The 13,296-nt window shown below is 70.0% G+C and carries 15 protein-coding genes; 10 read left to right on the top strand and 5 right to left on the bottom strand.

Annotation, left to right across the window (positions count from 1 at the left end; genetic code table 11):
• Positions 1-21 precede the first annotated feature (21 nt).
• Genes AB0J88_RS28930 through AB0J88_RS28915 form a run of 4 tightly spaced genes read left to right on the top strand, consistent with a single transcriptional unit; the run spans position 22 to position 3,999 of the window.
• Positions 22-777: an NUDIX domain-containing protein gene (locus AB0J88_RS28930; protein WP_364350106.1), complete on the top strand. Its 756-nt coding sequence runs from the start codon at positions 22-24 to the stop codon at positions 775-777.
• Entirely contained in the window at positions 774-1,739 is a 966-nt protein-coding gene (locus AB0J88_RS28925; RefSeq protein ID WP_364350109.1) for a serine/threonine protein kinase, read from the top strand. Before AB0J88_RS28930 ends, AB0J88_RS28925 begins: the two co-directional genes overlap by 4 nt.
• A gap of 11 nt (positions 1,740-1,750) precedes the next feature.
• Complete coding sequence (locus AB0J88_RS28920) at positions 1,751-2,713, top strand: hypothetical protein (protein ID WP_364350112.1); 963 nt, start codon at positions 1,751-1,753, stop codon at positions 2,711-2,713.
• Entirely contained in the window at positions 2,710-3,999 is a 1,290-nt protein-coding gene (locus tag AB0J88_RS28915; protein WP_364350115.1) for an adenylosuccinate synthetase, read from the top strand. Before AB0J88_RS28920 ends, AB0J88_RS28915 begins: the two co-directional genes overlap by 4 nt.
• Here AB0J88_RS28915 and AB0J88_RS28910 read toward each other — a convergent pair.
• Positions 3,938-4,591 carry a TetR/AcrR family transcriptional regulator gene (locus AB0J88_RS28910; RefSeq protein WP_364350118.1) on the bottom strand — a complete coding sequence of 218 codons (654 nt, stop codon included), beginning with the start codon at positions 4,589-4,591 and terminating at the stop codon, positions 3,938-3,940. The genes AB0J88_RS28915 and AB0J88_RS28910 overlap by 62 nt on opposite strands.
• Before the next feature lie 61 nt (positions 4,592-4,652).
• On the opposite strand from AB0J88_RS28910, the gene AB0J88_RS28905 reads away from it, so the two are divergent.
• The 4 genes from AB0J88_RS28905 to AB0J88_RS28890 all read left to right on the top strand — a co-directional run bounded on the left by AB0J88_RS28905 (position 4,653) and on the right by AB0J88_RS28890 (position 9,206).
• Positions 4,653-5,105: an SCP2 sterol-binding domain-containing protein gene (locus AB0J88_RS28905; protein ID WP_364350121.1), complete on the top strand. Its 453-nt coding sequence runs from the start codon at positions 4,653-4,655 to the stop codon at positions 5,103-5,105.
• 10 nt (positions 5,106-5,115) lie between these two features.
• Positions 5,116-6,333 (top strand): acyl-CoA dehydrogenase family protein, encoded by a 1,218-nt coding sequence (locus AB0J88_RS28900; RefSeq protein ID WP_364350124.1) that lies wholly within the window; start codon positions 5,116-5,118, stop codon positions 6,331-6,333.
• The gene (locus AB0J88_RS28895; protein ID WP_364738061.1) at positions 6,330-7,970 is read left to right on the top strand and encodes an AMP-binding protein; all 1,641 of its coding nucleotides are present in this window, start codon (positions 6,330-6,332) and stop codon (positions 7,968-7,970) included. The genes AB0J88_RS28900 and AB0J88_RS28895 overlap by 4 nt, the downstream gene beginning before the upstream one ends.
• A 126-nt stretch (positions 7,971-8,096) precedes the next feature.
• Positions 8,097-9,206, top strand: a complete 1,110-nt coding sequence (locus AB0J88_RS28890; protein WP_364350130.1) for a DUF5925 domain-containing protein — start codon at positions 8,097-8,099, stop codon at positions 9,204-9,206.
• 252 nt (positions 9,207-9,458) lie between these two features.
• Here AB0J88_RS28890 and AB0J88_RS28885 read toward each other — a convergent pair whose 3' ends face one another.
• Entirely contained in the window at positions 9,459-9,968 is a 510-nt protein-coding gene (locus AB0J88_RS28885; RefSeq protein WP_364350133.1) for an NUDIX domain-containing protein, read from the bottom strand.
• Positions 9,969-10,028: 60 nt separating this feature from the next.
• Between AB0J88_RS28885 and AB0J88_RS28880 the strand changes: the two genes are divergently transcribed.
• Entirely contained in the window at positions 10,029-10,430 is a 402-nt protein-coding gene (locus AB0J88_RS28880) for a YrdB family protein (RefSeq protein WP_364350136.1), read from the top strand.
• Here AB0J88_RS28880 and AB0J88_RS28875 read toward each other — a convergent pair.
• The gene (locus AB0J88_RS28875; RefSeq protein ID WP_364350139.1) at positions 10,397-10,930 is read right to left on the bottom strand and encodes an SRPBCC family protein; all 534 of its coding nucleotides are present in this window, start codon (positions 10,928-10,930) and stop codon (positions 10,397-10,399) included. The two genes, AB0J88_RS28880 and AB0J88_RS28875, sit on opposite strands and share 34 nt — an antisense overlap.
• A complete protein-coding gene (locus AB0J88_RS28870) occupies positions 10,930-11,241 on the bottom strand; it encodes a metalloregulator ArsR/SmtB family transcription factor (protein ID WP_364350142.1) in 312 nt (103 codons plus the stop codon). The genes AB0J88_RS28875 and AB0J88_RS28870 overlap by 1 nt, the downstream gene beginning before the upstream one ends.
• Positions 11,242-11,574: 333 nt before the next feature.
• On the opposite strand from AB0J88_RS28870, the gene AB0J88_RS28865 reads away from it, so the two are divergent.
• Positions 11,575-12,321: an SDR family oxidoreductase gene (locus AB0J88_RS28865; RefSeq protein WP_364350145.1), complete on the top strand. Its 747-nt coding sequence runs from the start codon at positions 11,575-11,577 to the stop codon at positions 12,319-12,321.
• A 152-nt stretch (positions 12,322-12,473) separates the two neighbouring features.
• On the opposite strand, the gene AB0J88_RS28860 is transcribed toward AB0J88_RS28865, so the two are convergent.
• Positions 12,474-13,256, bottom strand: coding sequence for an SDR family oxidoreductase (locus AB0J88_RS28860; RefSeq protein WP_364350148.1), 783 nt, complete (start codon positions 13,254-13,256; stop codon positions 12,474-12,476).
• Positions 13,257-13,296: the final 40 nt, after the last annotated feature.

The raw sequence follows: 13,296 nt of genomic DNA, 5'->3' as shown, positions 1-13,296 counted from the left end.
TTAGAGCGAGAAGGACGGGCCGTGGTCAACGAGCAGGAGTTCCTGGCGGGGTACGACCCGCGGGCTTACCCCGCGGTGGCGGTCACGGTCGACGTGGTCGCGCTGACCATCCGCGACGGTGAGCTGCAGGTGCTGCTGATCCAGCGGGCCGCGCCGCCGTTCGCCGGCTTCTGGGCCCTGCCCGGTGGCTTCGTGCGGCCCGAGGAGGACATCGCCGTCGCCGCCCGCCGCGAGTTCGCCGAGGAGACCGGGCTGGGCGGCGAGCCGCTGCGCCGGGTCCACTTCGAGCAGCTCGCCTCGTACGGCACGCCGGACCGCGACCCGCGGATGCGGATCTTCTCGATCGCCTACCTCGCCTTCGCACCCGACCTGCCCGAGCCCTCGGCCGGTTCCGACGCCGGCGACGCGCAGTGGCTCGCGGTGACCGCGCTGCCCACCCGGGAGCTGGCCTTCGACCACCGCAAGATCGTCGAGGACGGGCTGGAGCGGGCGCGCTCCAAGCTCGAATACACGCCGCTCGCTACCCGGTTCGTCGGCGAGGAGTTCACGATCGCCGACCTGCGCGAGGTCTACGAGACCGTCTGGGGCCACCCGCTGCACGCCGGCAACTTCCACCGCAAGGTGCTCTCCGTGCCGGGGCTCGTCGAGGGCACCGGCGCGACCACCGAGCACGGCGGCCCGCGCGGCGGACCCCGCGCCCGCCTCTACCGGGCGGGCGACGCCCGCCTGCTGCACCCCGCCCTGCTGCGACCGGCCCGAGAGGAGACGGTGCGGTGACTACGTTGGAAGACGCGATCCGGCTGGTCAACGAGGCCGGCACCGACGAAGAGCTGTTCGGCTCGGCCGACCCGCACCGCGGCTACCTGCGGCTGGCCGCGCTGCTCCACCCCGACCGGGCCGCGCCCGCGGCCAAGGCCGCGGCGACCGACGCGTTCGTGATGCTGACCAACCGGTGGCGGGCACGCGGCACGGTGGCCTTCGGCCGCTACCGGGTCGGCGCGGTGGCCCACACCGGAGACCTCGCCAACCTCCACGCCGTCGGCCGAGGGCTGTTCCTCAAGCAGCCGCGGCGGCCGGCCAACAACGACCTGATGGAGCGCGAGGCGACCGCGCTGCGCCGGATCGCGGAGGCGGGCGATCCCCGCTACCTGCCCTACGTGCCGCGGCTGGTCGACACGTTCCGGCACCGGGACCCGCGCAATGGGCAGGAGCGCCGGGTCAACGTGCTCGGCACCGTACCGCACCTGTTGAGCGTGGCCGAGGTGATCCGGATGCGGCCGGACGGCCTCGACCCGCGCGACGCCGCCTGGATCTGGCGCCGGCTGCTGGTCGCGCTCGGGCTGGCGCACCGGGCCGGTGTGGTGCACGGCGCCGTGCTGCCCGAGCACGTCCTGATCGAGACGACCGACCACGGCGTGGTGCTGGTCGACTGGTGCTACTCGGTGGTCGACGGGCTCGACCACGTGCCGGCCACGGTGCCGGGCTACACCGACTGGTACCCACCCGAGGTCCACAAGCGACAGCCGCCCGGGCCGGGCACCGACATCGCGATGGCCGCCCGGTCGATGGTCGCGCTGATGGGTGCGTACGCCCCGGCGGCCCTGGTGGCCTTCGCCGACGGCTGCTCGCTCCCCTCGGCCCGATCCCGCCCGGACGACGCCTGGGCGCTCCTCGCCGAACTCGACGACCTGCTCGAACGACTCTACGGCGCGCGGAAGTTCCGCCCGCTCCACCTTTAAGGAGGCCCGACATGGGCAGCGGAGTCTGGTCAACCGACGTCTACGATGCCGCCGACCGCTACCGCCGGTCGACCGGCCGGAGCGCCTTCGCCTACAGCGACAGCGGCGCCCGCACCGTCCACCACAAGCTCGACCCGCGCGGCACCGTCCGGGAGAGCCGGGACTCGCAGGAGCACCCGGACTCGCTGGCGATCGCGGTGGTCTTCGACGTCACGGGCTCCATGGGCGACATTCCCCGGGTGCTGCAGACCAAGCTGCCCAAGCTGCTCGGCCTGCTGCTCCGCAAGAACTACGCCCGCGACCCGCAGATCCTCTTCGGTGCGGTCGGTGACGCCACCTGCGATCGCGTACCGCTGCAGATCGGTCAGTTCGAGTCCGACAACCGGATGGACGACGACCTCAGCCGGATCGTGCTCGAAGGTGGCGGCGGCGGCCAGATGACCGAGTCGTACGAGCTCGCCTTCTACTACCTGGCCCGGCACACCGAGCTCGACTGCTTCACCAAACGCGGGCGGCGGGGCTACCTGTTCGTGATCGGCGACGAGCTCGCGTACGACCGGGTCAAGGCCCGCGAGGTGCGCAACGTGTGCGGCGACGACCTGAGCGAGGACATCCCCGTGCGCCGGATCGTCTCGGAGGTCCGCCGCAAGTTCGACACCTACTATCTGCTGCCGCGCGGGAGCAACTACGCCGGCAACACCAAGGTGCTCGACTTCTGGCGCGGGCTGTTGGGCCAGAACGCGATCGAGCTCGACGACCCGAACGCCGTCTGCGAGACGATCGCCCTGCTGATCGGGCTGGGCGAGGCGGCGATCGACCTCGAGGGCGGGTTGGCCGACCTGGCCGAGGTGGGGTTGCGCGCCGACTCCGTCTCCACGGCGTTGGAGCCGGTCGACCGAGGGCGCGGTCGGGTCCTGGCCACCTGGGGCCTGCCGACCACGCTCCAGGGTGACGACAGGATCAGCCGGCTATGAACCACGTGCTGGTAGCCGACCTGGGATACGGCGACGCGGGCAAGGGGACCGTCGTCGACTGGTTGTGCGCGAAGGGAATCGACGGCCGTCCGGTTGCCGCAGTGGTGCGGTACAACGGGGGCGGGCAGGCCGGCCACAGTGTCGTCCTGCCTGACGGGCGGCGTCATGTCTTCGCTCAGTTCGGCTCCGGCACGTTGCGTGGCGTGCACACGCACCTGTCGCGGTTCATGGTGGTCGACCCCTTGGCGCTCGTCGTCGAGGCCGACCACCTGGCCGACATCGGTGTGCCGGACGCTTTCGACCGGCTCACCGTGGAGGGTGACGCGTTGCTCGCCACGCCATATCACCGGGCCGCGAACCGCGCCCGGGAGATTGCCCGTGGGGCCCACCGGCATGGGTCCTGCGGCAAGGGGGTGGGCGAGGCTATGGGGTACGCGCTCGCCCACCCCGCCGACGCACCCCGGGTCGCCGACACACTGGCGCCCGGGGTGCTCGGCGCGAAGCTGGCGGTGCTCCGCGACCGGCTGGTCGACGAGCTCGGCCCGCTCGACGTGCCACCGGTCGAGGCCACGGTGCGGGCGTTCAGCGCGTTCGCCGCGCGGGTGCCGATCGTGACGCGGGGCTTCCTCGGCAATCTACTGGCCGTCGGTCCGGTGGTGTTCGAGGGCGCTCAGGGTGTGCTGCTCGACGAGTGGCACGGTTTCCACCCGTACACGACGTGGAGCACGACGACGTTCGACAACGCGGAGACGCTGCTGGGCGAGGCGGGTCAGGGCGGGAGCGCCACGCGGCTGGGCGTGCTGCGGATCGTGACCACCCGCCACGGAAACGGCCCGCTGGTCACCGAGGACCCGGCGCTGCCGCTGACCGACCCGAACAACCCGACCAACCGGTGGCAGGGGCGGTTCCGGTTCGGGCACTTCGACGCGGTCGCACACCGGTATGCGGTGGACGTGTGCGGAGGCGTCGACGGGATCGCGCTGACCCACCTCGACGTGGCCTCGCCGGAGCTGAAGTTCTGCTCGTCCTACGACTGGACGGACCGGCTGCTGCCCGGCCAGGTCGGCAACCTGAGTCGGCAGGAAGCGCTGACCCGGCGGCTGTTCAGCACGCGGCCGCGCTATTCGCCGGCACCGGTCGACTGGCCGGGTGCGGTGTCCGCGGCGCTGGACGTGCCCGTGGTGGTGACCTCGCACGGCCCGACGGCCGAGGGCAAGCAGGTGCTCAGGCCGAACTGGGCTGCCAGAGCTCACCCCGCAACAGCTGGCGTGCGCCAAGCCAGCTGAAGTTCATCAGTCGCGCGGCCGAGTGGTCGGGGTCGGCCTCGGGGTGGTCGGCCAGCCAGTCGGCGATCGACTCGGCCGCGCCGACCAGGGCGTACGCGCTGGCGGTCAGGTCCTCGTCGCGGGCTGTTCTGCCCTGGCTTTCCACGGCTCTTGCGAGCATGCCGGCGACGACCTCGACGATGCGGGTGCGCAGGGCGGCGAGGTCGTACGGCTGCCCGCTCCTGGCGCTCTTGGCCTGGCGGTAGAGCACGGTCCAGCCGTCACGGTGGGCGCCGACGAAGCCGAAGAAGCCGCGCAGGCCGCGCCAGAGCTGCTCGTCAGCCGGCAGGTCGTCGGCCACGACGGCCACGATCGACTCCAGCAGGCGGGTGCCCTCGCGGTTGACGCAGGCGCGGAACAGGTCGTCCTTGCTGCCGAGGTACGCGTACACCATCGGTTTGGAGATGCCGGCCTCGTCGGCGATCTCGTCCATGCTCGCCTCGTGGAAGCCGCGGCGCGAGAAGACCCGCACGGCCGCGTCGAGCATCTGCTGCTCACGCACCGCGCGTGGTAGGCGCTTGAAGGTCGGCCCGCCTGGCACGCTTGCCAGCATATCTACTCCTGCGTAAGGTTACTCCGCAGTAGGTAATTTACTTTGAAGGGGTTACGCCGCGATGTCTGACTTTGACCCGGCCCAGTTCGCCTCGGTCGGACCCAAGGAGTTCGCGCAGCTGGTCAAGTCCACCCCCGACGCGAAGATCGCCGAGATCATGTCGAGCGACGCCCGGGGCAAGGTGCTCGACCAGGTCTTCGAGCGGTTCCCGACGCTGTTCCGTGCCGACCGCGCCGGCTCGACCAACGCAGTGATCCACTGGACCATCACCGGCCGTCCCGACGGTGGCGACGACACCTACGAGGTCGTCATCGAAGACGGCGCGTGCACCGTCAACAGCACGCCTTCGCGCGACCCACGCCTGGCGCTGACCATGGGTCCCGTCGACTTCCTGAAGATCGTTTCGGGCAGCGGCAACCCGGTGATGATGTTCATGACCGGCAAGCTCAAGGCCAAGGGTGACCTGGGCCTGGCCGCCAACATCGCCAACCTTTTCGACATTCCCAAGGCCTGAGGTCCTCCTCGTGGCTGAGTTCTCGCTTGACCTGAACGAGGAACAGCGCGATCTACGCGACTGGGTGCACGGCTTCGCTGCCGAGGTCGTGCGCCCCGCCGCCGCCGAATGGGACGCCCGTGAAGAGGCTCCCTGGCCGGTGATCCAGGAGGCGGCCAAGGTCGGCCTCTACGGCTTCGAGTTCCTGGCCAACACCTGGGCCGACCCGACCGGGCTGTCGCTGCCGATCGCGAGCGAAGAGCTCTTCTGGGGCGACGCCGGCATCGGGTTGGCCATCATGGGCACGTCGCTGGCCGTCGCGGCGATCTACGGTTCGGGTACGCCCGACCAGCTCGTCGAGTGGGTGCCCCAGTGCTTCGGCTCCGTCGACTCGCCGGCCGTGGCGGCTTTCTGCTCCACGGAGCCGGAGGCCGGGTCTGACGTGGGCGCGATGCGCACCCGCGCCGTCTACTCCTCCGCCACCGACGAGTGGGTCCTTTCTGGACAGAAGGCGTACGCCACGAACGGCGGGATCGCCGGGGTGCACGTGGTCACGGCGTCCGTGGATCCTTCCTTGGGGTCCCGTGGCCAGGCCGCTTTCGTTGTGCCGCCGGGCACCGCCGGGCTGTCGTCCTCGCGCAAGCTGTCGAAGCTGGGGTTGCGGGCCTCGCACACCGCGGACGTGTTCCTGGACGACGTGCGGGTGCCGGGGTCGTGCCTGCTCGGTGGCCTCTCCGCTCTCGAGGAGCGGCTCGCGCGGGCACGGTCGGGGCAGCGGTCGGGGTCGGCGTCAGCAGCTATGCGGACCTTCGAGACCACTCGGCCGACGGTGGGCGCGCAGGCGTTGGGTGTGGCCCGGGCCGCTTACGAGTACGCGCTGTCGTACGCCAAGGAACGGGTTCAGTTCGGTCGGCCGATCATCGAGAACCAGGCGGTGGCGTTCGCGCTGGCCGACATGCGCACCGACATCGACGCCGCTCGGCTGCTGGTGTGGCGGGCGGCCTGGATGGGGCGCAACAACCGGCCGTTCACGGCCGGCGAGGGCTCGATGTCGAAGCTGCGTGCCGGCGAGGTCGCGGTCTCGGTGACCGAGCGGGCTCTGCAGATCCTCGGCGGCGCCGGTTATCTGCGCGACCACCCGGTCGAGCGCTGGTACCGGGACGCCAAGATCTACACCATCTTCGAGGGCACCTCGGAGATCCAGCGACTGGTGGTCTCCCGAGCGATCTCGGGCCACCAGATCCGGTGACGGCTGCCCACGCCGTCCTCACCCTCGCGCGGCGTGGGCTCCTCACACCGGGTGCGCCTTGGCGCGTGTTCGAACAGCTCTCTTTGTTGCGGAGATGGGGCTACGGTCTCGGCGGCTCGTTGCTGTCGGCGGCCGCGCGGTCGCCTTCTCGGGTCGCGCTGATCTCTCCGTCCGGGTCGCTGACCTATAGGGCGTTGAGTGGGCTGGCGCTCTCGTTGGCCGACTGGCTGCGGTCGTCGCACGGCATCGGACCGGGCGACCGGGTCGGGGTGCTGTGCCACAACGACCGCGACTTCGTGCTTTCGGCCGCGGCGTTGTCTTTGCTGGGTGCGGACGCCGTGCTGATCAACACGGCGTTCTCACCGTCTCAGGTTTCTGTGGTGGTCCGGGATCATGGGCTGCGACTGGTGCTGCGGGATCCGTCGTTCGCGGTGCCTGGTGTTTCGGTTCCGCCGCACTTGCTCGGCTTCTCTCATTTAGCTCCGGCAGCTCGGGCGGCTCCGCCCGCTCCGTCGGCTTCAGCGGCTCCGCCCGCTCCGTCGGCTTCAGCGGCTCCATCCGCTCCGTCGGCTTCAGCGGCTCCATCCGCTCCGTCGGCTCCGGCGGCTCGCTTGGCTCCGCCTGCGCGGCCTGGGAGGACGGTCGTGCTGACGTCTGGCACCACCGGGACGCCGAAGGGCGCGCGGCGGCCGCACCCGGGCGGGCCGGGTCCGCTGGCGGCCATCCTCGACCGGATTCCGGTGCGGGCCGGGTCTCGGGTGTTCATCGCGGCCCCGTTGTTCCATACCTGGGGGTTCGCGGCGCTGCAGATGGCGTTCGGCTTGCGCGCGTCGGTCGTACTGTCGCCGCGGTTCTCGCCGTCGTCCGCTTCGTCGCTGGTGCGTGAGCACCGTTGTACTTCCGTGTTCGCGGTGCCGGTGATGCTCTCGCGTCTGCTCGACGCCGGGTGCGTGCTACCGGGCGTACGGGTGGTGGCGGTGAGCGGGTCGGCGTTGCCAGGTGATCTCGCCGCCCGATTCATGGCTGCCCACGGACCGGTGCTCTACAACCTGTACGGGTCAACCGAGGTGTCGTGGGCGTCGGTCGCTACGCCTGACGAGTTGCTCCGTTCGCCAGGCACGGCCGGGCGGCCGCCGCACGGCACGCGCCTGGCGGTGTTGTCACCGTCCGGGTCGCCGGTGCCCGCGGGCGTGGTCGGCCGGATCTTCGTGGGCAACTCGATGCTGTTCGATGGGTACGCGGGTGGTGGGCCTGTCACGCCTTCCCTAACCGACGGGCTGCTGGCCACCGGGGATCTCGGGGTCTTGGACGATTCGGGCTTGCTGACCGTCGTCGGGCGCGAGGACGACATGGTGATCTCCGGTGGGGAAAACGTCTTCCCGTCTTCCGTCGAAGATCTGTTGGCCACCCTGGATGGGGTACGCGAGGTCGCGGTGGTGGGCGTGCCGGACCCGGAGTTCGGCGCACGACTGGCGGCGTTCGTGGTGCGCTCTCCCTCGTCAACGCTGTCGGCGGACGACGTACGTGATCATGTTCGGCGGTTTGGGGCGCGGTTCGCTGTGCCGCGTGACGTGCATTTCGTGGCAGCACTGCCGCGAACGGCCACGGGCAAGGTGATCAAGCGGGACCTGTTGTGAGGCACCCGCTGTCCGCTGTTATGTGACTACTTTTAGTGATGGCTCGACGCGCGGTGGGCGCGACAAGTGCCACAGTCCACGCATAACGGGTGGACGATCGTCGCCGAGAGTAGTCACTATCGGTGCATGCTCGATGGCCGTATCCCCAGCGGCGGAGCCGGCGACCACACCGGCCCCTTGGGCCGCATCCTGCACTTCGACGACATGGACGTGCCGTCGGACGTCGTCGACGCCTTGGCGCTGTCCAGCTTCGTCTCCGGCGACCAGCCGTGGGCGCGGACCAAGCGCCTCGACCGCGTACGCACCGAAGCGACCCTGCTCCCGGCCAACGCGAAGCTGGCCCGGGTGGCGGTCGACGAGGGCCGCGACGCCCGGCTGGCGATCGGCGATGGCTGGACGGTCCGAGCGGTCCGCTGGCGCACCGGCGGCGCGTCGATCACGGTCACCGCGGTCACCGAAGAGCTGGCCGAGTCGGTGCTCGCCGAGTGCACCACGGGCGCCACCGAAACCGCGACGGTCGACACCCGCGAGGTCGAGATCGGCTTCTGGCACCAGTCGCAGATGGGCCCGACCCGCACCGCGCGAAACGTCGCCTGCGACGAGTGGCCCTCCATCCGCGCAAACTACGAGACGACCGCCGGCGAGGCGATCGACCGCTTGGCCGAGCTCACCCCCGAGACTGTCAACGGCCGCCTCCTGATCATGCACGGCAGCCCGGGCACCGGTAAGACCACGGCCCTGCGCGCGCTGGCCCGCGCGTGGCGGGACTGGTGCCAGGTCGACGTCGTGATCGACCCGCAGCAGCTCTTCACCGACCCCGGCTACCTGGCCAAGGTAGCGGCGGGCGGCCCCACCGACAGCCGCCGCTGGCGGTTGCTGCTGCTCGAGGACAGCGACGACCTGATCCGCGCGGACGGCCTGACCACCAACACGCAACAGCTGTCCCGCCTGCTCAACCTGACCGACGGCCTACTGGGCCAGGGCGGGAACGTGATCGTCGCGGTGACCACCAACGAGAAGATCGGCCGTCTACACCCGGCGGTGCTGCGCCCAGGCCGGTGCATGGCCCAGATCGAGGTCGGCCCACTGCCGTACGAACAGGCGACGGCGTGGCTGGGCACGTCGGTGGGAGTCGGCGCATACGGGGCAACGCTGGCGGAACTACTGGCCCTACGCGACGGCCGACCCTCGGTAGCGACACCGACCCCGTCGGTCGCAAGCGGCTTCTACCTCTGACAAATCCGAGCGGCCCTGCCGCGACGACCTGGTCCGTCAGTGGCACCAATCGCGCGCGGTCGCCCCGCGGCACCCGGGTAAGCCGCAGCACCTAGGTAGGCGGCGGCACCCCCGCAACGACCTGAGTCACCGCCCGCCGCCGGCCAACGCCACCGCCGACCGCGCTCCCATCATCGCCGCGCGCGGAGAACTCGCGACAGACTGCCCTCGGCCGATGTCGGCTGCGGATGGCGGCCACATCGGCGGTGAGTGTTAGCTCAGCCGTAGCTTGCGCAGGAAGCGCCCGAAGTGTGGATCGAATCGGCCGGGGTCGGCGTTGCGCAACTCTTGCGCGGACCACCACCGGGCAGCGTTGAACTCTCGATCATCCGCGACGAGCCGCTGGCGCTTGTCGACGGCAACCGGGTACCAGAGGCTGACATCCGTATGCCCACGATCGATCCCGACCGTCGTGGTAACGGTGAGGAAGAGCGGTTCATCGACCACCACCTCGATCCCGAGCTCCTCGAACGCCTCGCGGCGCGCTGTCTCGGCCGGGTCCTCTCCGGGTTCGACGTGGCCGCCTGGCGGCAGCCAGAGCCCGGCGTTGACGTGGTCGACCAGGAGCACGCTCCCGTCATGCGGATCGACCGGCACGACGTAGGAAACCAGATGGCGCGGCGGCGTATCCGGCTTGATCCGTCGATAGACATCCGTGGTGCCGGCGAGCCACGCGAGCGTGTCGGCGCGGTGCTCGGCCTCGACCGGGTCGGCCGTGGTCATTCCGTCAACAAGATCTAGAACCCGTGCGGCACTCATCGCGCCAAGTATCGTCGACTGATCATGAGGGCGATCGCCCTGCTCCTCCGTTTCCTGCTCGAACTGGTTGCCCTGGCCGCGATCGGCTACGGCGGCTGGAGCATCCCGGACCCGGTATGGGCTCGAGCATTGCTGGCCGCCGCATTCGTCGCCGGAGCCATCGCGATCTGGTCGCGCTGGGTAGCCCCGCGCGCCGCCCATAAGCCTCCTGATCCCCAGCGCCTCCTTCCCGAGTGGCTCGTATTCGGCGGCGCCACGGCCGCGCTGATCGCGACGGGCCATTGGTTGCTCGCCGTCATCCTCGCTGTGCTCGCCGCTGCCGATCGGCTGGCACTCTGGCGTCTAGGCGCCGGCACCGGCGGTGAATCCCTTGCCCCCAGACGTAGCGGCCCTCATTTCTCTTCGACGTCGAGCTTGGTGGCGTAGCCGTCGCGAAGGCTCTCCCAGCCGTACGCACGCGCGGCGTTGCCACGGATGGGGCCGATCGGCTTCTTCCCCATCAGGTGGTCGGCGACGTCCAGGCAGATGTGCCAACCGGCGGCCACCTGAGCGATCCAGGACGGGTCGGCCACGGTGTGGTGAAGAGTTAGTCGGGTGCCGGCCTCGATCGGCGCGAGGCTCCACCGGAGGACGTCGTCGCCCCAGCTGTAGGTCAGCGTGCGTTCCGGGTCGACCTCGGTGACCTCGACGGCGATGTCGGAGCGCTCGTCGCCGTCGATCATCGTCAACGTGGCCGGGCCGAGCGTGGCCAGGTCACGGTCCGCCGTGTACGGCGCCCATTCGTTGAGGTCGGCAGGCGCGGTCAGCGCGCGCCAGACGCGGGCCGGCGGATGCGGAAAGTGGCGGACGAACACGAGCGTCCAGCGGCCGTCGATAGCTTGCTCGGCGCGCACGTCTGCCAGCGGGCCGGGTTCGTAGGTCTCCATCACCGCTCCATCGTGTCGAGGTGTCGGGCCAGCTTGTCGAAGTGCTTTGTCCACAGCAGACGGTAGGGCGCGAGCCACTCGTCCAGGGCCGCGAACTGCGCCGGCTCGACGTGGTAGATGCGCTGCTGCGCCGCCGTGCGGGACGAGACGAACCCCGCGTCGCGGAGCACCTTGAGGTGCTTGGACACCGTCGGTTGGCTGATCGTCAGGGCGGCAACGAGCTCGCCGACGCTCCGATCGGCGTCGCGCAACTCGTCGAGGATGCGTCGGCGGGCGGGCTCGGCCAGAACCGCGAAAGCGTCAACAGGCACGCAGCACAATATGGCCCACCCGGCATATGCCTGTCAAGGCATATGCTCAGCTCACACAGGTCGCTGCCAATCATCGAGGCAACGAGCTCAAGCGGGACGAGCGGTCTTCGTCGGTTGCGCAGACCTAGTTGCGTGAGCCTCCTGCGACGATGACGCGCTCGCCGCACATCTGGGAGCAACCGGGGCAGTGTGTTGTCAGGCATGGGTAGATGGTGGCGCTGGGGTATGACACAAACGCCGAGCGGCGACTGCGATCCCCGGCTCCAACGAAGTTATCCACAGGCTCATTCTTGGCAACGACAGACGTCGCTGCGCGTGGTTAGAGTCGTCGCCATGTCACGGGTGGTGGTAATCAGCGGTGGGGGCACAGGCATCGGGCGAGCGGTCGCGGTGTCCTGTGCGAAAGACGGCGACACAGTTGTCATCATCGGCAGACGGGCTGAAGTTTTGGCGGCAACGGCGGCCGAGATCGGTGCGCACACGATCGTCGCCGACGTGGGTGAGGTGGCCGACGCAGAGCGAGTGGCGACCGAGCTAGGCGAACGTTTCGGCCAGATCGACGTGCTGGTGAACAACGCGGGCGGCAACGCCGTGCTGGCGCTACCGGAGCCGGGCCCTACCGTCAGCCCGGTCGCGCGAGCGTCAGCGGCATGGACGGCCAACCTACGTTCCAACGTGCTGACCGCGGTGCACTTGACGGAAGCGCTCCGGGACCTGCTGGCCGACGACGCGCGCGTGGTGCTGCTCAGTTCGATCGCCGCCTTCCGAGGTTCCGGCTCCGGCTCGTACGGAGGCAGCAAGGCCGCTTTGCACCCCTACGCGATCGACCTGGCCGCAGCCCTCGGCCCCCGCGGCATCACGGTCAACGTGGTCGCACCGGGCTACACGACCGACACGGAGTTCTTCGCCGACACGATGACCGAGCAACGCCACGAGTCGCTGGTCGGCCAGACACTCAACAAGCGCGCCGGCCACACCGACGACGTCGCGGCAACGATCCGCTGGCTGATCTCACCCGAGGCCGGCCACGTCACCGCCCAGATCATCCAGGTCAACGGAGGCGCCCTACCCGGACGATGAATTGGCAGCGGCGACCTAGTCCGGGAGCGCGCCGCCGGAAGGCGTTTAGGTCAGGGCTCGGGTGCGGTCGGGCAGCTACGAAGGCGCCCGTTCCGCAACGCGGTTGACAGTCAGGGCTCACCCAGCGGGCTCCTCGTGCCCGCTGGGTGAGCCTAGTCCGGGACCGCGCCGCCGGAGGCGTTCAGGACCGTGCCGGTCAAGGCTCGGGCACTGTCCGACGCGACGAACGCCGCCAGCTCCGCGACACGGTTGACGGTCAAGGGCTCACCGAGCGGGCTCCCCCCGCCCGCGGCCTCGACGACCTGCTCGAACGACATGCCCAGGCGGGCCGCCGCATCGCGCCACATGCGTTCCGTCTGGGATCCGAGGCGGGTCGCTGTTTCCGGGATGCCGGTCAGCCGCAGGCAGACCACCCGCGTGCCGCGCGGGCCGAGTTCGGCGGCGAGTTGGCGGGTCAAGGTCTCCACCGCCGCCGACGCGCTGCCGAACGGGCCCGTTGTGGCGACCGGCAGACGGGCCATCGGGGTCGAGAGCATGATGATCACACCGTCGGTCATGTGGACGGCAGTGGCTTTGGCGATGTTGAATGCCGCACGCACCGCGTCGGCGATCGGTTGCACGATCGTGTCCGCGCTCATTTCGATCAACGGCATGCCTTGGGCGCCGGCTTGGACGGCGACCGCGTTGACGCAGATGTCCAGGTTGCCGACCTGAGCCGCGTACGCGTTCACCGCTGCCTCGTCGAGCACATCCAGCACCTTTGTCTCGGCGGGCTCGCGGCCGAGCGTGCCAATGTCGGCGGCCACCGCCTCGAGTGCGGGCCCGGTCCGGCCGGCCAGGCACACCCGGGCACCCTGGCCTGCGAAAACGCGAGCGATCTCGCCGCCGATCGCGCCTCCGCCGCCGTACACGATCGCCTTTTTGTGAGCGAGCATGAGCGTTCCTCCGAGCACTATTCCTAGATCATCTCCTGCA

Source organism: Asanoa sp. NPDC049475 (assembly GCF_040676915.1).
In the GTDB taxonomy this organism is placed as follows: Bacteria; Actinomycetota; Actinomycetes; order Mycobacteriales; family Micromonosporaceae; genus Asanoa.
Note: the sequence above shows the minus strand (reverse complement) of the source record. Positions and strands in the feature narration are given on the sequence as shown.